This window comes from Paenibacillus gorillae (genome assembly GCF_000513275.1).
GTDB classification, from domain to species: Bacteria; Bacillota; Bacilli; order Paenibacillales; family Paenibacillaceae; genus Pristimantibacillus; species Pristimantibacillus gorillae.
Window position 1 is genome coordinate 45,049 of sequence record NZ_CBVJ010000015.1, and the last position, 22,485, is coordinate 67,533.

General features: G+C 48.8%; 20 protein-coding genes. 14 read left to right on the plus strand and 6 right to left on the minus strand.

The window, feature by feature from the left end:
* Positions 1-114: 114 nt before the first annotated feature.
* The 3 genes from TY10_RS01925 to TY10_RS01935 all read left to right on the plus strand — a co-directional run bounded on the left by TY10_RS01925 (position 115) and on the right by TY10_RS01935 (position 2,401).
* Positions 115-528: a hypothetical protein gene (locus TY10_RS01925; protein WP_042160018.1), complete on the plus strand. Its 414-nt coding sequence runs from the start codon at positions 115-117 to the stop codon at positions 526-528.
* A 164-nt stretch (positions 529-692) separates the two neighbouring features.
* On the plus strand, positions 693-1,703 hold the full coding sequence (ccpA, locus tag TY10_RS01930; RefSeq protein ID WP_042160020.1) for a catabolite control protein A: 1,011 nt from the start codon (positions 693-695) through the stop codon (positions 1,701-1,703).
* Complete coding sequence (locus TY10_RS01935; protein ID WP_042160022.1) at positions 1,703-2,401, plus strand: 5'-methylthioadenosine/adenosylhomocysteine nucleosidase; 699 nt, start codon at positions 1,703-1,705, stop codon at positions 2,399-2,401. The genes ccpA and TY10_RS01935 overlap by 1 nt, the downstream gene beginning before the upstream one ends.
* A gap of 51 nt (positions 2,402-2,452) precedes the next feature.
* Here the strand turns inward: TY10_RS01935 and TY10_RS01940 are convergent, their stop codons facing one another.
* Both TY10_RS01940 and TY10_RS01945 read right to left on the minus strand, forming a co-directional pair.
* Entirely contained in the window at positions 2,453-3,637 is a 1,185-nt protein-coding gene (locus TY10_RS01940; protein ID WP_042160023.1) for an acetoin utilization protein AcuC, read from the minus strand.
* A 93-nt stretch (positions 3,638-3,730) separates the two neighbouring features.
* Positions 3,731-4,366, minus strand: a complete 636-nt coding sequence (locus tag TY10_RS01945; protein ID WP_042160025.1) for a GNAT family N-acetyltransferase — start codon at positions 4,364-4,366, stop codon at positions 3,731-3,733.
* A gap of 249 nt (positions 4,367-4,615) precedes the next feature.
* Here TY10_RS01945 and acsA point away from each other — a divergent pair, with 249 nt between their 5' ends.
* Positions 4,616-6,340, plus strand: a complete 1,725-nt coding sequence (gene acsA, locus TY10_RS01950) for an acetate--CoA ligase (protein ID WP_042160027.1) — start codon at positions 4,616-4,618, stop codon at positions 6,338-6,340.
* Positions 6,341-6,391: 51 nt separating this feature from the next.
* On the opposite strand, the gene TY10_RS01955 is transcribed toward acsA, so the two are convergent.
* Positions 6,392-9,538, minus strand: a complete 3,147-nt coding sequence (locus tag TY10_RS01955) for a penicillin-binding protein 1A (protein WP_042160029.1) — start codon at positions 9,536-9,538, stop codon at positions 6,392-6,394.
* A gap of 310 nt (positions 9,539-9,848) precedes the next feature.
* Here TY10_RS01955 and TY10_RS01960 point away from each other — a divergent pair, with 310 nt between their 5' ends.
* From TY10_RS01960 to TY10_RS01975, 4 genes are all read left to right on the plus strand, one after another.
* The gene (locus TY10_RS01960; protein ID WP_042160030.1) at positions 9,849-10,382 is read left to right on the plus strand and encodes an NfeD family membrane protein; all 534 of its coding nucleotides are present in this window, start codon (positions 9,849-9,851) and stop codon (positions 10,380-10,382) included.
* Between the two features lie 57 nt (positions 10,383-10,439).
* Positions 10,440-11,993, plus strand: a complete 1,554-nt coding sequence (locus TY10_RS01965) for a flotillin family protein (RefSeq protein ID WP_042160032.1) — start codon at positions 10,440-10,442, stop codon at positions 11,991-11,993.
* 326 nt (positions 11,994-12,319) lie between these two features.
* Positions 12,320-13,066: a PEP-utilizing enzyme gene (locus TY10_RS01970; RefSeq protein ID WP_042160034.1), complete on the plus strand. Its 747-nt coding sequence runs from the start codon at positions 12,320-12,322 to the stop codon at positions 13,064-13,066.
* Positions 13,063-13,914 (plus strand): PEP/pyruvate-binding domain-containing protein, encoded by an 852-nt coding sequence (locus TY10_RS01975; RefSeq protein WP_042160036.1) that lies wholly within the window; start codon positions 13,063-13,065, stop codon positions 13,912-13,914. Before TY10_RS01970 ends, TY10_RS01975 begins: the two co-directional genes overlap by 4 nt.
* A gap of 32 nt (positions 13,915-13,946) precedes the next feature.
* On the opposite strand, the gene TY10_RS01980 is transcribed toward TY10_RS01975, so the two are convergent.
* On the minus strand, positions 13,947-14,720 hold the full coding sequence (locus TY10_RS01980) for a class I SAM-dependent methyltransferase (protein WP_042160039.1): 774 nt from the start codon (positions 14,718-14,720) through the stop codon (positions 13,947-13,949).
* Positions 14,721-14,886: 166 nt separating this feature from the next.
* Positions 14,887-15,489, minus strand: a complete 603-nt coding sequence (gene rpsD / locus TY10_RS01985) for a 30S ribosomal protein S4 (RefSeq protein WP_042160068.1) — start codon at positions 15,487-15,489, stop codon at positions 14,887-14,889.
* A 342-nt stretch (positions 15,490-15,831) separates the two neighbouring features.
* On the opposite strand from rpsD, the gene TY10_RS01990 reads away from it, so the two are divergent.
* The 5 genes from TY10_RS01990 to TY10_RS02010 all read left to right on the plus strand — a co-directional run bounded on the left by TY10_RS01990 (position 15,832) and on the right by TY10_RS02010 (position 20,736).
* Positions 15,832-17,808 (plus strand): sensor domain-containing diguanylate cyclase, encoded by a 1,977-nt coding sequence (locus TY10_RS01990; RefSeq protein WP_238327403.1) that lies wholly within the window; start codon positions 15,832-15,834, stop codon positions 17,806-17,808.
* A gap of 161 nt (positions 17,809-17,969) precedes the next feature.
* Positions 17,970-18,710, plus strand: a complete 741-nt coding sequence (locus TY10_RS01995) for a hypothetical protein (RefSeq protein ID WP_042160070.1) — start codon at positions 17,970-17,972, stop codon at positions 18,708-18,710.
* Positions 18,711-18,806: 96 nt separating this feature from the next.
* Positions 18,807-19,922 carry an aminopeptidase gene (locus TY10_RS02000; protein WP_042160072.1) on the plus strand — a complete coding sequence of 372 codons (1,116 nt, stop codon included), beginning with the start codon at positions 18,807-18,809 and terminating at the stop codon, positions 19,920-19,922.
* A 103-nt stretch (positions 19,923-20,025) separates the two neighbouring features.
* On the plus strand, positions 20,026-20,268 hold the full coding sequence (locus tag TY10_RS02005; protein WP_042160076.1) for an HPr family phosphocarrier protein: 243 nt from the start codon (positions 20,026-20,028) through the stop codon (positions 20,266-20,268).
* 180 nt (positions 20,269-20,448) lie between these two features.
* Positions 20,449-20,736, plus strand: a complete 288-nt coding sequence (locus tag TY10_RS02010; protein ID WP_042160078.1) for an Fpa/YlaN family protein — start codon at positions 20,449-20,451, stop codon at positions 20,734-20,736.
* A 37-nt stretch (positions 20,737-20,773) separates the two neighbouring features.
* Here the strand turns inward: TY10_RS02010 and cax are convergent, their stop codons facing one another.
* Entirely contained in the window at positions 20,774-21,832 is a 1,059-nt protein-coding gene (gene cax, locus TY10_RS02015; RefSeq protein WP_042160080.1) for a calcium/proton exchanger, read from the minus strand.
* Positions 21,833-22,003: 171 nt separating this feature from the next.
* On the opposite strand from cax, the gene TY10_RS02020 reads away from it, so the two are divergent.
* A complete protein-coding gene (locus TY10_RS02020) occupies positions 22,004-22,384 on the plus strand; it encodes an Asp23/Gls24 family envelope stress response protein (RefSeq protein WP_042160081.1) in 381 nt (126 codons plus the stop codon).
* Positions 22,385-22,485 lie beyond the last annotated feature (101 nt).

Here is a 22,485-nt window from a genome sequence, read left to right on the forward strand (position 1 = left end):
CGCTTGCAGCAGGATTTTTTGCAAAAAAGGTCGAATAATTTACGCATCTCATTATGCGATTATACGGATCGTGAGAAATGACGGCATGCCGTCAGCGTGAAGGAGTGGACCAACTTGCAGAAAAGGTGTCATTGCGGTGACATCATGAAGATGAAGCTTCGAACAGTTATCTATTCGGGCAAGGTCGAAATCGATAATGTACCGATCTATTCCTGTTCGGCATGCAGCCGCAGCGAAGTATTCCCTGAAGTGAAACCGGACTTAACCGGATTAATTGCCCAGTTGGGCGCAAGTCCATCTAAACAGACGTTTTTGTTTAACGAATGCAATGAATGGGCAGATTTGCTAGTAGAGGCAAGCGGAGACAGGAAACAACCGGATACCAGTGCAATAGAGCGGCTTATTGGGGAGCGGGTCAACTCGCTGCTTGATTTGATGCTGCTGGCCCAATCACTGGACGATCGGGATTGGATGGCCGACATTAGCAAAAGATTGTCGCAAATCAGCCGCCGCTCGATGCATACATAAGAAAAATGCACGAACCATTATCCATTACTTTCCATGCGTTGGGCCGAACAGGTGCGAACATTGCGAAAAGCCGTATTTTGTCGTATTATTACCTTAATATGCCGTGAACGATTTACACAAAAATGGGTAAAAGTAAAAAAATTGAGATAATGGAGAGAAGCCCCGTGACGGTAACCATTTATGATGTAGCAAGAGAAGCAGGAGTATCGATGGCTACGGTTTCCAGGGTTGTCAACAACAATCCGAATGTGAAACCGGCAACTCGCAAGAAGGTGTACGAGGCTATTGAAAGGCTCGGGTATCGTCCGAATGCTGTAGCGAGAGGTTTGGCAAGCAAGAAGACTACAACGGTCGGAGTCGTTATTCCCGACATTTCCAACGCGATTTTCGCGGAAGTGGCGCGCGGAATTGAGGACATTGCGAATATGTATCATTATAATATTATTTTATGCAATGCCGATAAGCGCAAAGACAAAGAGATTCGCGTTATCAATACATTGCTGGAGAAACAGGTTGACGGTTTGCTGTTTATGGGCGGCGCTGTAACGGACGAGCATATGCAAGCATTCAAGACGGCTAATGTACCAATCGTGCTCTGTGCGACAACCGATGAGAACGGCGATATTCCGTCCGTCGACATTAACCATGAAGAAGCTGCTTATGACGCTGTTCACAGACTGATTGAGCTTGGCCATACGCGTATCGCTATGATTAGCGGCACACTGCAGGATCCGGCCAACGGCTATTCCAGATTCCAAGGCTATAAGCGCGCGCTTGAAGAAGCGGGTATTGCCTATGATGAGTCGCTTGTACGAATCGGCAATTACCGGTACGAATCCGGCGCTGATGCGATGAAATATTTCATCGAATTGAGCGAGCGTCCGACAGCCGTATTCTCGGCAACGGATGAGATGGCGATCGGCGCGATCCACAGCATTCAAGATAACGGACTTAAAGTTCCGGAAGATATATCGGTTATCAGCGTGGACAACAGCCGTATGGCATCGATGGTCCGTCCGCAGCTCACTGCGGTTGCCCAGCCGATGTATGACATCGGTGCGGTGTCGATGCGTCTGCTGACGAAGCTGATGAAGAAGGAAAGCGTAGAACAATCGAAGGTTGTATTGCCGCATGAAATTATTGTCCGGCAATCCGTTGGAGGTTTGTCGAAATAATGAGTTTCAGCAAGATTGGCATCATCGGGGCGATGGCGGAAGAAATCGAGCTCCTGCATCAACATGTGGAAGCTGCGAAGAGTTTCGTCAAAGCGGGTATTACTTACTATGAAGGCAGTCTTCATGGCAAATCTGTCATTTATTGCAAATCCGGAGTAGGCAAGGTGAATGCTGCGGTATGTACGCAAATTTTACTCGATTTGGGTGCGGATTGCGTGTTGTTTACCGGCGTAGCTGGCGCAGTTGATCCAATGCTCGAGATTGGCGATATCGTCGTATCCTCCAGCTGCATTCAGCATGATATGGACTGTTCGCCTCTTGGCTTTGCTAGAGGGGTCATTCCCTACCATGAGCGTTCGGAATTCGTAGCGGACGAAAGACTCGTTAAGCTGGCTTCCGAAGCGGCGTCCAAGCTGTTCTCCGGCCGCAGCCTGACAGGCAAAGTATTGTCCGGCGACCAATTTATTGCAAGCCGTGAGGCTGTACAGCAGCTGCATGAAATTTTCCAAGGGGCATGTGCGGAAATGGAAGGGGCTTCGGTCGCTCAAGTATGCGATCTGAATGAAGTGCCGTTCGTTATTATCCGTTCCATGTCGGACAAGGCTGATGGATCGGCTCATGTCAACTTCCCGGAGTTTACAGTGAAGGCATCCAATCACTCCTATCAAATTATCGATGAAATGTTGAAAAACATATAATAATGAAAGAGCTGTATGGAAGTGTGACTATTCCGTACAGCTCTTTTTGATTTAAGTGAGATCCTGCACAGCAATAAGCCGGACAGCACGATTTTTATTGGTGATCTCTTCGCGGCGGGGAATAGGAGGAACCTCGCTCCAATCATCCAGCCACCATTCCGGAAGCTCCTCCGGGCTTAGCGGCTTCCATCTGTCCAGCCATTGCTGAGGAAGCGGAGCATTGCTTCCTTCTTCTTCGAGCGCAGCTGCGATCGGATGGTCAGTCATCGCAAGCCATACAAGCGACCATGCCCGAGGCACAACCCGCCAAATATCGTAACCGCCTCCGCCTAGAGCAGCCCATCTTCCGCCAGCGTAGCGATGAGCTAATTCATGAATTATGGCGGGCATTTCCTTATAGATTCGCATGCTGCAATGAATATGAGAGAGCGGATCATAGGCATGCGCATCGCAGCCATGTTGGCTTATAATGATATCCGGCTTGAACGCGGCAGCTACTTTTTCTACAGATTCACGAAAGCTTTCCAGCCAGGAATCGTCCTCGGTATAGGGTTCAACCGGTACATTGAAGCAGGTGCCAAATCCGGCATCTGTTCCTTTCTCATGGACAAATCCGGTTCCGGGAAACAAAAACTTTCCCGTCTCGTGAATGGAATACGTGCAAACCTGCGGGTCGTCGTAAAAAACCCACTGTACGCCGTCGCCGTGATGAACGTCAGTGTCGATATAAAGGACCCGGGCGTTATAGGTTTGTCTAAGATGACGAATGGCGACGGCTGCATCGTTATAGACGCAAAAACCGGCGCCGCGATCCGGAAACGCGTGATGGAGACCGCCTGCCATATGATACGCATGAAGCGCTTTACCGCTCATCACTTGATCGGCAGCTTCTACAGATCCTGCGACGATGGCAGCTGCTGCCGTATGTATGCCGGGAAAGAAAGGCGTGTCCTCCGTATCGAGCCCGTACTTGGCGGCTGCACCGATATCGTCTGGCGAGGGATGATCCTCGCTTAGTTTTTCAACGATATCTACGTAATCAGGCCGGTGTACAAGCGTCAACAGGCTGTGATCAGCCGTGTAGGCGGGAATGACGATCGCTTCTTCCTGTAAGGCATTGGCGGACTGAAGCAGCTCTCCCGCCAAAGTTAATCGAATGGGATTGAACGGGTGTTCCTCTCCGAATTTATATAATGCCGATTCTGGATGGCGAATAAATACAGCGTTAGAAGACATTGCTCCGAGGTCCTCCCTTGGCGTTTGCGGTCATGGCTTGCGGCCGCGAAATGGCTTGCTATCTGCGCTCCTGCAATGAATGAAATGGGAGCATCAATACATAAATCGTTGGCGAAAGCGGACCCGATCGAATTGTTCTACTGATCGAAGCGGCACCTCTTTGCCGATTTTAACCATTAGGCAGTTGGCGGGATGGGAGCATATTTCCGGATCGTCTGTGGCGAACCATACCATGCCGACCGACTTCATCAGCTTCTCCATCATGGCGCGGTATTCCCAGACGTTCAGCTTGGTGCCTTCGAGGTCCCAGTGCCAATAATATTCGGTCGTATAGACGATAACGTTCTCAAGCTGTTCATCGGCGAAGGAGAGCTCGATCATTTTTTTCCCGAGGCTGTATCCGCGATAAGCGTCGGCCACTTCGATGGCCCCTAGCTCAATAAGATCCTCCATGCCGCCCTCGGACCAGCGTTCAAGCTCGTCGGGGTAGTGGAAGGTGACGTAACCGACGATGACGTTGCCATCCCTGGCCGCAATAATTCGTCCTTCTTCCAACTCGGCGATTTCGATTAAAGCCGCATGCTGATCTTTGGGTCTGCGGAATGCGTCTAGATCAGGATGCATAGAGTAGGTGCGCAGCTCGTCCGGGGTTATCGGCCCCGCTACGATCAGCTCGCGCTCCCCTGAGGTTGCAATTGTCGTATGCTGTAAAATTTTACGATGCTCCAAAAGCATGTGCCCCTTTCTTTGTTGCGATAGCGGTTGCACAATTGTTCTATAAATTGGTTATAGCAGAGTTCAGAGCAAATGAAAAGCATAGTCGAACGGAAAGTGATTATGCTATAATTGGTTTGGCGGTTGAAGAACCAATGGAATCCTTAATGAATGTCGGCTTGTTTGCCTGCAAGTACCGGCTATTATATGTAAGCGTATTCTTGCTTGGTTCACTTTTTAACAGATTTGATGGGAGATGATAGAATGTCCAACTTGCATCAAGAGCGAATTCCGGCAGTTGCATTGAATCCAAACCTGGTTAATTATGATGAGGCGGCCGCCGCATTCAATTGGGAAGACATCGAGCGTCAATTCAGCTGGTATGAGACCGGCAAGATTAACATGGCACATGAAGCTATAGATCGCCATGTGCAGTCTGGCAAAGGATCGAAGATCGCTTTGCATTACAGCGACAACGCAAGAGACGAATCATACACATACGAACAGCTTAGCAAGCAATCCAATCGCTTTGCGAACGTGCTGCGAAGCCGCGGCATCTCTAAGGGTGAGCGAGTATTTATTTTTATGCCAAGAACGCCTGAGCTTTATTTCAGCGTACTTGGCGCATTGAAGGTTGGTGCGGTCGTGGGGCCGTTGTTTGAGGCCTTCATGGAGACGGCGGTCAAGGACCGGCTGCAGGATAGCGAAGCCGTCGCAATCGTTACGACGCCTTCTTTGCTGGGAAGAATCAAACGTGATGAGCTGCCTGCGCTCAAACATATTTTTGTATTTGGCGAAGACGTGGAGACGGATGACACCGTTGTCGATTTTGGAGCTGAGATGGCGAAGGCTTCGGATGAAGCGGAGACAGAATGGCTGGATCGCGAGGATGGACTCATTCTTCATTATACTTCCGGGTCTACCGGCAAGCCTAAAGGCGTATTCCACGTTCAGAACGCTATGATCCAGCATTATTACACGGGGAAAGTCGTACTTGATCTGAAGGAGGACGACATCTACTGGTGTACGGCCGATCCGGGTTGGGTAACGGGAACTTCCTACGGCATATTTGGTCCTTGGCTGAATGGGGCTACTAATGTTATTCGCGGCGGACGATTCAGTCCTGCGGACTGGTACAGCACAATTCAAAAGTACGGCGTAACTGTCTGGTACAGTGCGCCTACCGCCTTCCGCATGCTGATGGGTGCGGGCGACGATACGGTGAAGCAATATGACTTGTCCAGCCTCCGCCACGTACTGAGCGTAGGCGAGCCGTTAAACCCTGAAGTGGTGCGTTGGGGAATGAAAGTATATAACCAGCGGATTCATGATACATGGTGGATGACAGAAACGGGCGGACAGCTCATTTGCAATTATCCGTCGATGGATATTAAACCGGGTTCAATGGGCAAGCCGCTTCCTGGTGTAAAAGCAGCCATTATTGATGATCAAGGCAATGTACTGCCTCCATACCGGATGGGCAATCTAGCGATTCGTACGCCTTGGCCGTCCATGATGCGCAAAGTATGGAACAATCCGTCCAAATACGAGGAATACTTCCGTCTGGAAGACTGGTATGTATCCGGAGACTCCGCTTATACGGACGAGGACGGTTATTTCTGGTTCCAGGGGCGGATCGACGACGTTATTAATACGGCCGGGGAGCGGGTAGGCCCGTTCGAAGTGGAAAGCAAGCTCGTCGAGCATCCGGCTGTAGCAGAAGCGGGCGTAATCGGCAAGCCAGACCCGATGCGGGGGGAGATAATTAAAGCATTTATTGCCCTTCGCGAAGGATATGAGGCATCCGATGAGTTGAAGCAGGAAATCGCGCAGTTCGTAAAAGTCGGCTTGTCGGCGCATGCGGCACCGCGTGAAATTGAATTCAAGGATAAGCTGCCGAAGACACGCAGCGGCAAAATCATGCGCCGCGTGCTGAAAGCTTGGGAATTGAATTTGCCTACAGGCGATTTATCCACAATCGAAGATTAAAAGAAATCCCCCGGGTTATAACCCGGGGGATTTCTTTTAATCAATTGCAGTTTATTGAACCTTAACCTGATTGGAAGGCGACGATTTGCCGGATTCATTCTCTGCAGCAATATAGAACGTGCCCGATACAATCGTTATCGGATATTCGAATGAGGTCTCCGAGGTAGTGCCAACTTCGACGAAATTGCCGTCATTGTTTGCGCTGTAATAGATGTGATAAGTGAACACTTGATCAGAGACCGGATTTGGCTTCCAGGAGAGCCGGACGCTCAGATCAGTCTTCTCCCCCGAAAGTCCGCTTGGAGCGGCAGGATGGGCAAGCTCAGGCTTAGGAGTGCCCTCTGGATTGTTGCCTCCACCTTGATTGCCGCTGCCATTCCCATTATTGTTGCCATTTCCGTTGCCATTTCCGGGATTTCCGTTGCCCTCCGGCTCGCCGTCTCCAGGCAGACCTGGAAGGCCGGCCGTATTGCCGAAGAGCATCATTGCGCTTTGTACCGATTCTTTGCCAGCGACGTCTACCGCAGTTACATAGAACCGGTAACCCTGTCCGCCAGCAACGTTCACTTTGAACTTCAGTTCATCCCCAACGAGCAGGGAGTCGCCGACTTTCTTGAAAGGCTCTTGGTTAATCGCTTGATACAGACGATAGCCGACAACATCCTTCTCGCTGTTCGCGCCGAAACTGATCATTACGACACCAGAGCTGATCGATTGCAGCTTGACATTGCCTGGTGCTGAAGGAGCACTGCCATCATCCACGCGAGGATCGACCTTTGATGGTGCATCTTTGCCAGCATCAGCAGGCAGGTAGAAGGACAGTGGTCTTCTGCTGCTTGCCGGCAGCTTCGATTGCGCTGCTGAAATTTCATCCATCAACGCATCAAGCGGCCGTTTCCGCTTAATAACGATTTGCTGACGCTGCATATCAGAAGGTGTTTCCGGCTTTGGTACATAGTTGACGCCTTGATAAGGGATATAGGCCATTTTGACAAGTGCATCGTCCGATTCCTTCGGTAAAAACTTTTTGTTGAACCAGTCGGTCACGAGCATGCCAGCTTCATTGGTTAACTGGGTTGGCCGCTTGCCGCTGGCGCTGGATACGGTCGCTTTGACGATACCGTCCGGACGTGTAAATTCCTTCGTCGGGAACAGCTCCGGCTTTTTCTCCGTAACCTGATTCATCATCAATGCCCAGATAGAACGAGCGCGTTTTCTGCCATCATTGGATAGTGTGTAGATTTGTTTCTCATAACCGGCCCATACGCCTAAAGTGATGTCAGGCGAGAAGCCCATGAACCACACGTCTCCATAGCTTTGGGTGGAACCTGTTTTACCGGCAATCGGAATTTTACCGTAGCTTTTGAATTGTGATGTCAACGCATGAGCCGTACCGGAGCCGCTCGAAATAACGGTCCGCAGCATATCCGTAACGAGGAATGCCGTTTGCTCCGAGTAAACCTGCTTCGGTGCTGCTTTATGCTCGTAGACCGGTTTACCGGATGCATCGGTAATGCGTTCAATCATATAAGCGTCATTGAAAACGCCTTTGTTCGGAATGGTTCCGTAAGCATTGGTCAACTCTTCAACGGAGACGCCGATGCTGAGACCGCCGATTACGCCGGTTTGGGCGCCATCATCCTGCGGCTGAAGCGTTGTAATGCCAAGATCTCGGGAGAACTGCCATGCGTTCTTAATTTGGACATCATCCAAGAAGATTTTGAGCGCTGGTAAGTTCATCGAGCGGTTAAGCGCTTCACGAGCCGTTACGAGCCCGGCATATCTATTGTTGGAGTTTTTCGGGATATGGAATCCCTTTTGTCCATCCTTCAATACAATTGGCGCATCGTCTACGACGCTTGCCGGCTGAATTACGCCTTTCTCGATAGCAGGCAGGTAAGCAGCGATCGTCTTCATGGTCGAGCCTGGCTGACGTGTCATTTGCGTAGCAAAGTTCATTTGCTCCTCGTAAAAGTCACGGCCCTCCAGCATGCCCAGAATAGCGCCTGTCTTATGGTCAAGCATTACCGCTGCAATCTGCTCGATGCCTTTCTCCTTGCTTACAGGAGAGAAGTTTTTCTCATTGGAGCCGATCTCGCGCATAATTTGATAGACGTCTTTGTCGATCGTCGTATAAATGTGGTATCCGCCGCGAAGCAAATGCTCGCGAGCTTCCTCGATCCGTGCCGCATTTTCTTTTTTGCGGAGATCAGCTTTCGTCAGCTTTGGATCCTCTAGCATCAGCAGCACTTCTGCCGCTTGCCGCTCGGCTTCCAGCATTAGATAAGGATAAGTCGTATAAGCTTTCTCGCTTGGCGCAGCGAGTGACTTGCGAATGTCGAATGCTTTCGCTTCATCATATTGCTGTTGATTGATGCGTCCGGTTTGCAGCATGCGCATCAGCACCGTGCTTTGACGTTCCATCGCGAGCTGGAAGCCTTTTTCGCTAAACTGGCCTTTCCCGTTAAATGCCGTATAAGCGGACGGGCGCTGCGGCAAGCCGGCAAGATAAGCAGCTTGGGCAATATTCAACTGATTGAGGTCGGTAATGTTGAAGATGCCTTTAGAGGCTGCTTTGATGCCGTATAAGTTATAGCCGCTTGAACCGTTGCCGAAAGGCACCTTGTTCAAGTAGGCAGCCAAAATTTCATCTTTCGTCAAATAACGTTCCATCCGGATAGCAAGGAAAATTTCTTTGATTTTACGGCTGTCTGTTTTGTCCAGGCTTAGAAATACGCGGCGGGCAAGCTGCTGAGTAAGCGTACTGCCCCCGGTTTGGGTATCTTCATTAAGCAGCTTCTGCTTAACAGCCCGGCCGATCCCGTTAATGTCGACGCCATGATGCGTTTCGAAGTTATTATCCTCAATCGCGAGCACAGCATTTTTCACTTGCTCGGGAAGATCTTTGTATTCGATGAGAATCCGGTCTTCTTCCGTCCGAAGCTGGCCGACTAGTGTTTCGTCGTTGAAGTAGACGAAGCCGGTAGCGGAGTTCTCGTTCACTTTTTCCTCAATAAGCGTGCGCGGCCGAACCACTTCGTCTTTGACAAGTGCGGATACATAGCCGGTAACGGCTCCGCCTGCCAATAAAGCGATGAAGATGGCGAAATAAATCATCCACTTAACGGTTAGAAAAGATACGATTCCGAAGGTGCGCCAAGCGCTTCGGGATGGCGTGGATTTGCGGTCTTCCTGCATATAAATAAACTCCTCCTCCAAATAACCAAAAACTATTATAACATAAAACACCATCAGAGGAAGCCTAGAGAAGATGCTTCCATGGAGTGTGCTCCGTATCATAAGTTGATGCATTTGAAAATGATAAGCATACAATCCTTATCGTTAGACGAGACATATGCAGGAAATGTTGTGGTCATAGGCTGAAAAAAATGCTGGAATATCGGACAAATTGTAATTTTTCTTGGCGGTACGAAACATAATGGGCTCCATTCGCGTACTAACTTACTATAGAGGTAACAACATCTGGATGTAGAGAGAGGAGGAGGAAATGGAGGCTATATTTTGGGGCTGTATCGTATTCGGGGTGTTGTTTGCCGTCATAAGTGTCATATTTGGAGATTGGATCAGTCTGGCACTGGATGGCATGCTTGATTTTTTATCTCTCGACGGGTATCCCTGGATGCAGCCAATGTCGCTGGTTGGCGGCATTACTGCCTTCGGCGGCGCAGGGTTGCTTTTGACCGACAATACCTCTATGAGCAGCGGGTTGATTACGATCATTGCTCTGCTGATCGCTATCGTTGTAGCCGGAGGCGTGTATTTTATTTATGTTAAACCGATGGAGCAAAGCGAGAATTCGCTGGCTGTGTCCGAACAAGAGTTTACGGGCAAGCTGGCGGAGGTGCTAGTGTCGATTCCGTCGAAAGGGTACGGAGAAGTAATGCTCAAGGCGGGAGCGGGTCATACGAATCAAATTGCGGCGAGTTTCGACGGGGAGCCCATTCCTGAGGGGATGCGGGTTGTCGTTGTCGAGGTCAGAGACAGCACCTTGTACGTTGCCAAAGTAGATCTTCAGTCTTAGCAAAAACAGAGATAACGTACCAGAGTAAGGCCTACAAGAGAGGAGAATGATGGGGTTATGCCAGAAGACTTTTTAATACCGGTAATTGTAATTGCAGTAATTATAGTGTTAGGTTTGGCATTCTGGGCCCGGTATCGCACCGTAAGACCGGATCAAGCTATGGTGGTAACAGGCTCGTTTCTGGGCAGAAGTAATGTGCTCGTAGACGACTCGGGCCGCCGGATAAAAATCGTGCGTGGCGGAGGCGCGTTTATTCTTCCGATTTTTCAGAGAGCTGAGTTTTTATCGCTGTTGTCCCATAAGCTGGATGTATCGACTCCAGAGGTTTATACGGAGCAGGGTGTACCTGTTCTGGCAGACGGGGTAGCGATTATTAAAATTGGCGGTGTTGTAGAGGATGTGGCAACAGCGGCCGAGCAGTTCATGGGCAAGCCGATCGAGGCGCTGAAAGGTGAGGCGCAGGAAGTGCTGGAAGGCCATCTGCGTGCTATTCTTGGATCGATGACGGTGGAGGAAGTATACCGGAATCGCGACAAATTTGCTCAGGAAGTTCAGGGGGTTGCAGCCAGGGATTTGAAGAAGATGGGGCTGCAGATCGTTTCTTTTACAATAAAGGATGTTCGAGACAAACATGGCTATCTGGAAGCCCTCGGCAAGCCGCGAATCGCAGCTGTGAAGCGGGATGCAGATATCGCAGAAGCGGAAGCGGTCCGCGATTCGCGGATTAAAAAGGCTTTGGCTGAGGAGGATGGCCAGAAGGCCGAGCTGCTGCGTGATACGAACATCGCGGAAGCGGCGAAGGAGAAAGAGCTGAAGGTCGCTTCCTTTAAGAGAGATCAGGATACAGCGAAAGCGGAAGCCGATCAAGCGTACTCGATTCACGAAGCACGTGCTCAGCAAAGCGTGGTTGAGGAGCAAATGAAGATCGAACTAGTGCGTAAAGAGCGTGAAATCGATCTTGAAACGAAGGAAATTTTACGTCGTGAGAAACAGTATGACGCTGAAGTGAAGAAAAAAGCGGAAGCCGATCGTTACGCAGTCGAGCAGGCAGCGGAAGCTGATAAAACGAAAAAGCTGCGTGAAGCCGACGCGATTCAATATCGGATCGAAGCAGAGGCAAAGGCATTGGCTGAGCAGAAGCGGCTGGACGGTCTGGCAGTAGCTGATGCAGAGAAAGCCAAGGGTTCGGCTGAGGCCGAGGTTATTCGTCTTCGCGGTCTGGCGGAAGCTGAAGCGAAAGAGAAGCTGGCGGAAGCGTTCGAGAAATTTGGCGAAGCGGCGATACTCGATATTATTGTGAAAATGCTTCCGGAGCTTGCTGGCAAAGTAGCAGAGCCAATTAAAGCAATCGACAAGCTGACGGTTGTCGACACGGGTCACGGCGAAGGTGCGGCGCGTCTAAGCAATTACGTGACTTCGCTTATGGCCACAGCGCCTGAGATGCTGAAGAGTGTATCGGGTATCGACGTTAATGAGCTGATGAAGGGATTGACCTCCAAAGTATCCGGTGCCCTGGCTCCGGCTCCGCAAGCTGCTGCAATCGAGGTAAAGCCACAGCCTCAGCCAACGATTCTTGATCTGCTAGAGCAAGATTTGAATAAGAACGAATAACCATTTAACGGAAATTGGCTGTCTTTTTGAAGGTAATAATTGACAAGGCGATATTGGCAGTGTATTCTTGACTTACATTTTAAGTGAATAATACAAAGGAGTGAGGACAATGGAAAAATTGAAACAAACGATCAACAATTTCATATTCGGTCCTCGCGGTGTTATTTTTTAACTAATATGCTTATGTCGAAATAAGCCCTGAGGATTTTACTGTCCTCAGGGCTTTATATGTATGCAGGCCTACTCTGAAATATAGAGTGATCCTCGCGTTAAAGCCACTGTTAGTTTGCAGTGGCTTTTTGTTTTGATTTAGATGAGAGAAGGAGATGGTTGTTTTCAACAGAGTTAGAATTTGGTATCAGAATGAGATTGAACAGCTTAAGCCGTTAGTGCGAGATGCCTACCAAAGAATCTATAGGTACCAGCTTGAAAGGACGTCACTGCTTGAATTACAGATGCGCGAAGCCATTGCACAGACAACACCGATATTAGAAATTTTTATGGAGCATATTCCCCATTATAAAAGCAGCTATATTAAAGTTCTTGCCCGGCAGGAGCAGCTTGCGGCTTCCGATTTGATTTTGTGCTTTGACCGGGCGGTGTATGAACTGCATTTGTATGCGTCGTTAGGCAAAGAAATCGGGAAATATGCCAATGAGGCGCCTTGGAGTAAGGAGCTTCGCACACTCTTGAACGAACGGCAAGAAATAGAACCTGCAAATAATAGTAACGCTGAGGAAGAGTTATTTCTTGCGAGCGGAAAAGTTGCCAGTTCAGGTCATGCCGAAGGAATAGCCACAGTCATATTGCACAAGGATGAGCTTGTGAACGTAAGGAATGGAGACATTCTAGTGACCGAGATGACAACTCCTGATTTTATCGAGGTTGCTCCATTAATTGCAGGACTTGTGACGGATCGCGGAGGCATTGTTTGTCATGCTGCTATTTTGGCGAGGGAATTTAATATTCCATGTATCGTCGGGTGTGGAAATGCAACGGAAGCCGTTAAAAGCGGGCAAAAAATTCGTATAGATGCGGTCTCTGGCATCGTTATGGGATGTGCTAATGAATGAACCCGATACCGTTATATGAAGCGGCTGAGGTTGAGCTATATGGGCGTAAAGCAGTGAATTTGGGTGTAGCCCTTAAACACTGCTTGCCGGTGCCTGAGGGGTATGTGCTTCCTGCTTCAATGGTTGTGCAGTTTGTGAAAGGAGAACTTCATATAGAAGGTGAAATTCGTTCTATGCTAGACGCATTAGGCTCCGTTTCCGTCAGATCGTCCGCTATTCAAGAAGATGGTGAACAGTCCAGTTATGCCGGGCTGTTTCATTCCTGTTTAAACGTTACGACCGTCGAAGGAGTTGAACGTGCGATTCGTTACATTTGGGAGTCGGCGCAGTCTAAACGCTTGAATAGCTATAAACGGCGGGCAGAGGGAGTGGCGACGATAGGTAACAACGATAAGTCTGTACAAATAGCGCTAATCGTTCAAAGAATGATCAATTCCGATGTGTCGGGAATACTGTTTACACGGAACCCTGTTACGTATGCGGATGAACGAGTAATAGAGGCAGCCTGGGGGCTTGGCGAAGCGGTTGCTTCTGGATATGTGACACCGGATTCCTTCAGAATGAACCGAAATGGGGAAATTACGGAATCAACGGCTAGTTTGAAGGAGATTGCGATTCGATTCGGCCAATGTGAGGGGATCATTGAAAGCAGGCTCGACGACTATACCGCGAACTCGTTGTGTCTGACCGCTAAGCAATGCACCCAATTGAACGGTCTGGCTGACAACTGCGAGCAAACGTTTGGCCCAAACATCGATATGGAATGGACCTTCGCAGATGGCAAGCTATGGCTGCTCCAATGCCGGCGGATAACTGGGCTTAATATAAGGGAAGGGCCTTTCAACTGAGTTAAGGTTGAAAGGCCCTTCCCTTGGACGGATCAAGGCTTGAACGCCAGCACCCGAATCCGGTAATAATCGGCAATAGCGTTCTCCCCAGCCTTCAGTTGCCGCTGCTTCCGGAACAGTTGATTGATATCCTGCATAGCCTGTTCCTTATCCGATTCTTCTAAAGTGTGGAAGAAAGCGTCTCCGAACTGTGCAAGCCAGTGCAGCAGCCCTTTGTCCCCGTCAGTCAGCTCGGTTGGCCGGCTGAACAGCTCTGCGGAGCGGACATGAAACCCTTGCTTCTCAAGCAAGCTGCAATACTCGCCGATGGAGGGGAAATACCAGGGATTCAAAGGCTCAGCGTCAATACCGTATTTCGGCAGCACTTCGCTAACTGCTCGCACAATACCTTCCACATTGCCTTTTCCTCCGAATTCAGCAGCAAATCTTCCGCCGCTGCGAAGACTGCTCCAGACCGACTCGATGACACCAGATGGGTTACTCTTCATCCAGTGCAGAGCAGCGTTCGAGAACACCGCATCGAACGGCTTATTTACTGTAAAGCTCTGTCCATCTTCGACAGAGAAAGGAATAGCGGGGTATTTCTCTACTGCTTTGGCGATCATTTCTGCGGAGTAGTCAATTCCGCTTACGACAGCTCCCTTAGCGGCAAGCACGGCTGAGAGGTCGCCGGTGCCGCAGCCTAAGTCAAGAACACGTTCGCCAGCTTGAGGATTCAACCATTCCATAATACCTTGGCCAAATTTAGATACAAACCCGAGATGCTGATCGTAGGAATCGGGGTTCCATTGCTGGGCGGATTTCATATTAATCGCTCCTTCTGTTTCGGATGCCTCTATTGTGGCATACAAGAACATAAGAAGTGAAATATATAAAGATTATTTACTTTATAGGAATGACCTATAAAGTAAACATAAAAAGAACCCTGCAGGCCTTTGCAGGCTGCGAGGGTTCTCAGAAGTACAGCAGCTATTAACGGCTGTAGAACTCGACGATTTGTTTTTCGTCGATGTCTTGGGACAACTCAGCGCGCTCTGGCAGGCGGATGAACTTGCCTTCCATTGCTTGATCGTTGAACTCCAAGTAGTTAGGAATGTGGTGACGGCCTTCGATTGCTTCTTTGATCGTTTTCAGGCTGCGGCTGCGCTCGCGCAGGCCGATTACGTCGCCAGTCGATACTGTGTAGGAAGCGATGTCGACTTTTTTGCCATTAACCGTAACGTGACCGTGAGCAACCAACTGACGTGCGCCTGCACGGGAGTTGGAAAGACCCAGGCGGTAAACCAGGTTGTCCAGACGGCTTTCAAGAAGAATCATGAAGTTTTCGCCGGCAATACCTTTGATTTTAGCCGCTTTGTCGAACAGGTTGCGGAATTGTTTTTCGTTCAAGCCGTACATGTGGCGAAGTTTTTGCTTCTCAGCCAATTGAATGCCGTATCCGCTCATTTTTCTGCGTTGGTTCGGGCCGTGTTGACCTGGAGGGAATGGGCGTTTTGCAATTTCTTTGCCAGTTCCGCTCAGGGAAATGCCGAGGCGGCGGCTCAATTTAAATTTAGGACCAGTATAACGTGACATACGTAGTGTAACTCCTTCATCAAATGGGATTTTTGAGAATGGGGTTGTGTTTCGCCGAATACGTTCTATGCCCGGACTGAGTCCGGAGCCTGAAAATCAGTTCAGCCGCTGGAAGATCAGCGAACGTATTTCTGAGGGTGACACAAAACCAGTACGCCCATACATTCAACAATAAATATTATATGAAATACCCCCTATTTGTCAAGATTGCACAGTCCTCAGCGAGCCCTCTGGGACATAGTGTCTAAAGGCCTATTATTTATAGGAAAGAGTAGTGCAATATTCTTAAAAATACAGTATGATGAAATTATTGTATGAATTGATGATTGGATGCTCATCTCCTTGTTATACGTACGGAAGGGCTGGGTGTTGCTGATGGCAGATTATAACGAAAACCATCCTCTTAAAGATGAATCTGCTGCGGCATCTCATCTTGCTGTTGAGATGAATCCGTCGATTTGGTTCGAAGAGGAAGATATGACTAGCGCTGATGAACCATACTTGGGGCCGATACTTTCTGAAAGCTTCGCGTTATGGTATAAGGAAACGGACAAGCTGCTGCTTGCAGAAGGTTCGTTTGCAATATACGACTGGAGCTTGAATTGTGTGGACATCGCCGGCGGCTTGGATAAACTAGAGGACGCCGATGCGCGTGCGCTGGCAGACAAGCTGGCGGCATCCGTCCATCAGTCTGGTTCGATCGATGCGGAGTCGCTGGGATCGCTTTATGCAAGCGCAATTCCTGTTATGAAGCGTTCGGAAGAACGCCCATTTTGTATTTTTATCCACGTTTCAACCGCTGCCGAATCCAATCAATCGGTTGCGAAGCTCAGCGCCTTACATTTCCGCAGCTGCTTCTATCGCAAATTCGAACAGCTTTATGTAAAGGATTTGCTATTGCAGCAGCAGCGCACGGAAAAGGAGCTTAACCGCAGAGACGCCCTGTTCGGGGTTGCCAAGCGGCTGTATGATCAGACCGACGTGACCTCTGTTCTGTCGGAGATGCTAATGAGCTTAGAGAAGCTGTACCCGACTTCAGAGGTGCATCTTTATTTGTCCCAGGATCATCTGAATGGCGATCCGAGGGTGAAGCCGCTTGTATTTAAGAATACGGCTCATGACCTTATCGCCAAGGCCTTTCTTGAAGGACGGCCGGTTAACGAGCTGGACCGCAACGGCATGATGCGAATTGCAATGCCAATGACGGGCAAGCAAGCTGCATATGGCGTCTTATTCATTACGATGGAAGCTGAGCGCTGGGATGTCTCAGACCTACCGGCATTTCTCTTGGTGGCAGATACTGCGGGTTCGGCGTTCGAGAATGCGAAGCTGTACGAGCAGTCCAATCTGCTTATTAATGAATTGCGTCTAATCAATGAGCTGGCGAAACGGCTTAACCAATCGTTGCGGCTGAAGGAGATTTTTCAGTTCGTAACGAAAGAGCTTCTTAATATATTTGAGGCAGATTTCTGCTGTGTGCTTCAATTGAATAAAGAGAAAAATCAGTTTATCGTCATGTCGAGCAACGTCCCTGACATGTCGAGCGAGCAGTTTTCACCGGATTACGGCTTTTGCGGCATCGTCCATCGGACGAAGGAGCCGCTCATTATTTCGGATTATTGGAATACCCGGGTCGTTACCTCCAAGCTGATGGACAATACAGGCTCTAGATCGCTGATCGCGTCCCCGATATTAGTGGACGGCGAAGTAGCGGGCGTCATATTCGTAACGCATAAGACAGCGAATTTTTTCAGCTACGACAATTATAAGCTGCTGCAGGTTATGTCGACGCATATCGGGCTGGCAATTACGAATGCTTCGCTTCATGCCGAGGTGCGCCGGATGGTCATCACCGACAATTTAACCGGACTTCATGCCCGGCATTACTTGAATGAGCAAATTCAGAACCGGCAGCGCAAAGATCCGTTGGGAGCCCTTATCTTAGTGGATATCGACCACTTCAAACGAATTAATGATACGTTTGGCCATCAGGTTGGAGACCGTATTCTCGTGCAAGTGAGCAACATCATTCGCGCGTCGATTCGCCAAGGCGATATTGCGGCAAGATGGGGCGGTGAGGAGCTTGCTGTCTATTTACCGGGCATTCAGGCGGAGCAGGCCTTCCGTATTGCTGAACGTATACGCTCCCATGTCGAGGAAGAGACGGATCCGGTTGTGACCGTTTCATGCGGTGTATCGGAGTGGACCTTCGAGAATGAGAAGATTAGTGTAGAATCGCTGTTTTATAGAGCCGATATGGCATTATACGAAGCGAAGCATCATGGACGGAACTGTATATTCGTCGGACAAGCCAACTAAAGGCCAGCTATTAGATGTTTATAGTCGAAAAAAAAGCATGGAGCGCTGGGAGCGTTTCATGCATTTTTTGGTGCCTCAAATGGCATTCGGGACAGGCAGGGAATAAAATACCTCGGGTGCAGGAGACGCTAACGCTATCAAAGGTTAGGGGGGATGCCACTATGACAGTCAGGAGAATGATTACAGCCGCTGCAATTCAGGCAGGACTAATCACGCTATTGATGCTGTTGACCGGATGCGGGGGATTAAAGGGCGATCGCAGCCCGGAGGAATGGCTTTCGCTGTCTATTGCGGGACTGGCGGCAACAGATAATTACGTATATAAAGGTCAGACTACAGTATCTACTGCGGAAGGCTGGTCGTATACACCGAAAAGCTTTCAAGGACAAGTAGTTGGTCATGAAACGATTAAAGCGCAGACAGAAGATGGGGTAACTTGGAATCCTGTTGAACTGTTAAAAGAAATTCAAGCCGATCATAAGCAAATTGAAATTGTGCAAAATGCGGTAAATACGGGAGCTGCCAAAGGAGCCGGGAAAACGGTCAGGCTGCGTGTGCAGACAGACGAAGCAGCAGCTAGCGAGAAATGGAAGCTGAAGCTGACTGGTGAGCTCGATAAATTGGAAAGCGGGGTGCCAATCGAACAAACCGAATACCGCAAAGCGTATTTAAATGAGCTGAATAAGTCACGCGGTCAGCTTACTGCGATGCTGAAAACGCTGCAGGTGCGCTCGGAGTATCAGATCGTGATTGATGCCAGCAGTCTCATACCGCTATCGATGGAAGAGCAGACTGTTCTTACCTATATAAAGGACGCCGAGGAAAAAGCAGAATCGCGCAAGACTACGATGCACTTTGGCTCCTTTGACGGAAGAGCGGTTGCTCCTGCTGGGAGGAAATAGACGGCCTGCGACCGGTCATGATACGATAGAACGGATTCTGGAGCGGCCTGCAATCCGTTTCGGAGGTATAAGGAAGAGAATGAGGAGGTATTCGCTATGCGCGATCCAAGACTGCAAAAACTCGCCAGTAATCTGGCGGGCTATTCCATTGATGTTCAGCCTGGGGACAATGTCCTGATTGATATGATCGGAGCGGAGCGGGAACTCGCCAAATGTTTAATTGAGGAAGTGACCAAACGGGGAGGCAGACCGTTTGTTGAGACGAGCGACCGTTCCGTACTCCGCTCGATGCTAAAGCATGCCACGAAAGAGCAGCTTGAGCTGTGGGGACAGCTTGATCTTGATCGAATGAAGCAAATGCAAGCATATATCGGGGTCCGTGCAGGCGAGAATGCGAATGAAATGGCTGATGTGCCTGATGATAAAATGAAGTTGTATGATCAATTGTATATGAATCCGGTACATATGGAAGAACGCGTTAAACGGACGAAATGGGTCGTTCTTCGTTACCCTAATCCGTCAATGGCTCAATTGGCCAAAATGAGTACGGAAGCGTTCGAAGATTTCTACTTTGACGTATGTAATTTGGACTATTCGAAAATGGATCGTGCAATGGACCCTCTGCAAGCAATGATGCAGCGGACGGATCATGTCCGCATCGTTTCTCCGGGTACTGATCTGACGTTCTCGATTAAAGGAATCGGTGCGAAAAAGTGCTCAGGACATCGCAATATTCCAGACGGTGAAGTATTTTCAGCTCCGGTACGGGATTCCGTTCAGGGTAAAATTACCTATAATGCTCCGAGCGTATATGCTGGCGTTACTTTTCAGCATATTTCATTTACGTTTGAAAACGGCAAAATTGTTGAGGCAACGAGCAATGATACGAAGCGTCTGAACGAAATCTTGGATGCGGATGAAGGCGCCCGTTACATTGGCGAATTCGCCATTGGCTTTAACCCTTATATCTTACATCCGATGAACGATATTTTATTTGATGAGAAAATTGCCGGCAGCCTGCATTTTACGCCAGGGCAAGCCTATGAGGAGACAGACAACGGCAACCGTTCGTCGATTCACTGGGATCTAGTGCTCATCCAACGTCCCGATTATGGTGGCGGAGAAATCTATTTCGACGATGTTCTCATCCGCAAAGACGGCGTTTTTGTAATTCCTGAGCTTGAAGGATTAAATTCCGAAAATTTGAAATAAATGAAATAGAAGCGTTTTTCATTTTGCCCCTTGTCGGATATGATTTTTCGGGTTATCATGATTGCTAAGGAAAGCTTTACTAAAATTTCTGGAGGGATTCCCCATGTCTAACAACGCAGCTATCGTAGAAATTTCTCAAGCGGCTAGCCAATTCCGCTCTTCCATCGTTCTGCAAGCCGACAGTAAATATATTGACGTTAAAAGTATCCTTGGACTGTTCACAACTTTGGTAGGCGGACATTCGTACGAGCTTCATGTACACGGACCGGATGCTGAAGAAGCGAAAGCGGCTATGGCTGCTGTATTTGCTAAGCATGATCTGAATGTTACAGTGGTAGGCGAATAGCATTCTGCTGAATTAACACGTTTTGGAAGCAGCGTATCAGGTAGATACCGTTCCAAAAAATAGAGAAGCGCTTTTTCAATTTGAAAAGGCGCTTTTCTGTTTTGTCCTTGTGTATTGGCTCTTTTTCGTCTAATATAAAAGGTATAGACGACGGCGGGTACACGCACAGGGGGGAAAACGATGTCTTCACCGGAAGTCACGGTCCAATTGCATGAGAAGGCGCTGCGTCTCCTTATGGAGGATGCCAGCAAAATCGAGAAACTGATCGAAGTTCAGATGGAGAACTTGACGACCCGTCAATGTCCGCTGTACGAAGAGGTTTTGGATACGCAAATGTACGGATTCTCGCGCGAGATTGATTTTGCAGTGCGTGCGGGACTCATAACCGAGCCAAGCGGGAAGGAAATGCTGAGCAGGCTTGAGCGCAACTTGGCGCAGCTGTATGAAGCGTTGAATAGAAAAGAGTAGACTCCAGTTGGAGCCTACTCCATTTTTTTTGTCTGCATTACACGAGATAGAAGGCAAAGCCTAGAATGATATAGACCATTAACAGCAGGAAGCCTTCATACCAGTTCGTATTGCCGTCTCGCGATACCGACTTGGCGATAAATACAGATACACCTATTGCGGTTAACTCGATCGGGGTGAAAATAATGTCCATCGTATCGCCAAACAGCGTGCTGACCAATATCAACACCGGTGCGACAAACAATGCGATCTGCAAGCTGCTTCCGATGGCGATTTCCACGGCTGCACCGATTTTGTTCTTCATGGCGAGCATGATTGCTGCGCTGTGCTCAGCCGCATTGCCGACGATGGCAATAACGAAAGCGCCGACGAATAGCTGGGACAAGCCGAATCTTTCCGTAAATGTATCCAGCGTATGTACAAGCCATTCACTGGTGAAGGCAACCATTACCGTTGCGACTATCAGCAAAATGATGGAAGTGCCTTTTGACCATGCAGGTTCTTCGCCGTGATCGGCATTCATGTCTTTATCAGAGAGAACGTCTTTATGGGTAATCATGGAGAACACGAGCCAGAGCAAGTACGATACGATGAGTATGCAGGCCACTGCCAGGCTTAAAAAATGGTTTTTGACAAGCGAGAAATGCTCCGCTCCGACGAATACTGCGGGAACGAACAATCCGATAACCGCCATAATCATCAATGTCGAATTGTGCTCTGCCAACTGATTGTTGAATTTCTGCTGCTTGTACTTGAGTCCGCCTGCGAAAAGGCTGAGGCCAAGAACGAGAAGCAAGTTGCCGATGATCGAACCGGTGATACTCGCTTTAACCATGTCGAATAATCCTTCTTTAACGAGGAAAATCGCAATGATGAGCTCTGCTGCATTGCCGAAGGTGGCGTTAAGAAATCCTCCGAGCCTTTGACCCGCATAATGCGCTACGCTTTCGGTCGCCTTGCCTAGAAAGCCGGCAACGAACACGATTGCAATCGCGGAAATGATGAATTGAAGCGTCATGTCGAAGCCGGCGAAATGGCCGATTGCGCTCAGCGCAAACATAACGATCAATCCGGTGAAAAACAATTTCTGTCTCACGAAAAATGCCACCTTTGCATGATAGATGTTGAAAACTGTAATTAATATATCGGAAAAATTGAAACATGTAAACTTTTTCCTAAGCTTTATTGATTGGAGCCGCTCTTTTGTTGCTTCCGCGCCTGCCATCCAGTACAATGAACATATATGGCAAATTGAGGAGTGAATAACATGACCGAGGACCTTCAAACCGGCATTATCCGTATTTCAGACGATGTAGTTGCAACGATTGCGGGACTCGCAGCACTAGAGACTCCGGGAATTGCCGCGATGTCCGGCGGGATTTCCGAAGGATTGGCTAAACGATTGAGCGGGAAAAATGTGCAAAAGGGCGTTTCGGTGGAAGTCGGGCAGCTGGAAGCTGCAATTGATCTTCGTATTATCGTCCATTATGGCATTCCCATTCAAGAGGTATGCCGCCAACTTCAGCTTAATGTACGTGAATCCGTTGAAAATATGACCGGCCTCCATGTCGTCGAAGTGAACGTAAAGGTGGAAGGCGTAGCCTTTAAGGAAGAAGAGACAACGGAAGAATACAACCGGCTCAAATAGTATTTCCTAGCAGGGCTTGCTGTATGACAAGTTCAGCAGGCCCTGATTAATTAAAATGTCATGCAAAAAAGGTATCTTCCGTTTCAAGTCGGAAGATACCT

What these genes read in the sequence shown, in the direction of transcription:
- TY10_RS01935 (WP_042160022.1), top strand. Translation starts at nt 1,703, where the DNA reads ATGAGTTTCAGCAAGATTGGCATCATCGGGGCGATGGCGGAAGAAATC.
- TY10_RS01940 (WP_042160023.1), bottom strand. Translation starts at nt 3,637, where the DNA reads ATGTCTTCTAACGCTGTATTTATTCGCCATCCAGAATCGGCATTATAT.
- acsA (WP_042160027.1), top strand. Translation starts at nt 4,616, where the DNA reads ATGTCCAACTTGCATCAAGAGCGAATTCCGGCAGTTGCATTGAATCCA.
- TY10_RS01955 (WP_042160029.1), bottom strand. Translation starts at nt 9,538, where the DNA reads ATGCAGGAAGACCGCAAATCCACGCCATCCCGAAGCGCTTGGCGCACC.
- TY10_RS01960 (WP_042160030.1), top strand. Translation starts at nt 9,849, where the DNA reads ATGGAGGCTATATTTTGGGGCTGTATCGTATTCGGGGTGTTGTTTGCC.
- TY10_RS01965 (WP_042160032.1), top strand. Translation starts at nt 10,440, where the DNA reads ATGCCAGAAGACTTTTTAATACCGGTAATTGTAATTGCAGTAATTATA.
- TY10_RS01970 (WP_042160034.1), top strand. Translation starts at nt 12,320, where the DNA reads ATGGTTGTTTTCAACAGAGTTAGAATTTGGTATCAGAATGAGATTGAA.
- TY10_RS01975 (WP_042160036.1), top strand. Translation starts at nt 13,063, where the DNA reads ATGAACCCGATACCGTTATATGAAGCGGCTGAGGTTGAGCTATATGGG.
- TY10_RS01980 (WP_042160039.1), bottom strand. Translation starts at nt 14,720, where the DNA reads ATGAAATCCGCCCAGCAATGGAACCCCGATTCCTACGATCAGCATCTC.
- rpsD (WP_042160068.1), bottom strand. Translation starts at nt 15,489, where the DNA reads ATGTCACGTTATACTGGTCCTAAATTTAAATTGAGCCGCCGCCTCGGC.
- TY10_RS01995 (WP_042160070.1), top strand. Translation starts at nt 17,970, where the DNA reads ATGACAGTCAGGAGAATGATTACAGCCGCTGCAATTCAGGCAGGACTA.
- TY10_RS02000 (WP_042160072.1), top strand. Translation starts at nt 18,807, where the DNA reads ATGCGCGATCCAAGACTGCAAAAACTCGCCAGTAATCTGGCGGGCTAT.
- TY10_RS02005 (WP_042160076.1), top strand. Translation starts at nt 20,026, where the DNA reads ATGTCTAACAACGCAGCTATCGTAGAAATTTCTCAAGCGGCTAGCCAA.
- TY10_RS02010 (WP_042160078.1), top strand. Translation starts at nt 20,449, where the DNA reads ATGTCTTCACCGGAAGTCACGGTCCAATTGCATGAGAAGGCGCTGCGT.
- TY10_RS02020 (WP_042160081.1), top strand. Translation starts at nt 22,004, where the DNA reads ATGACCGAGGACCTTCAAACCGGCATTATCCGTATTTCAGACGATGTA.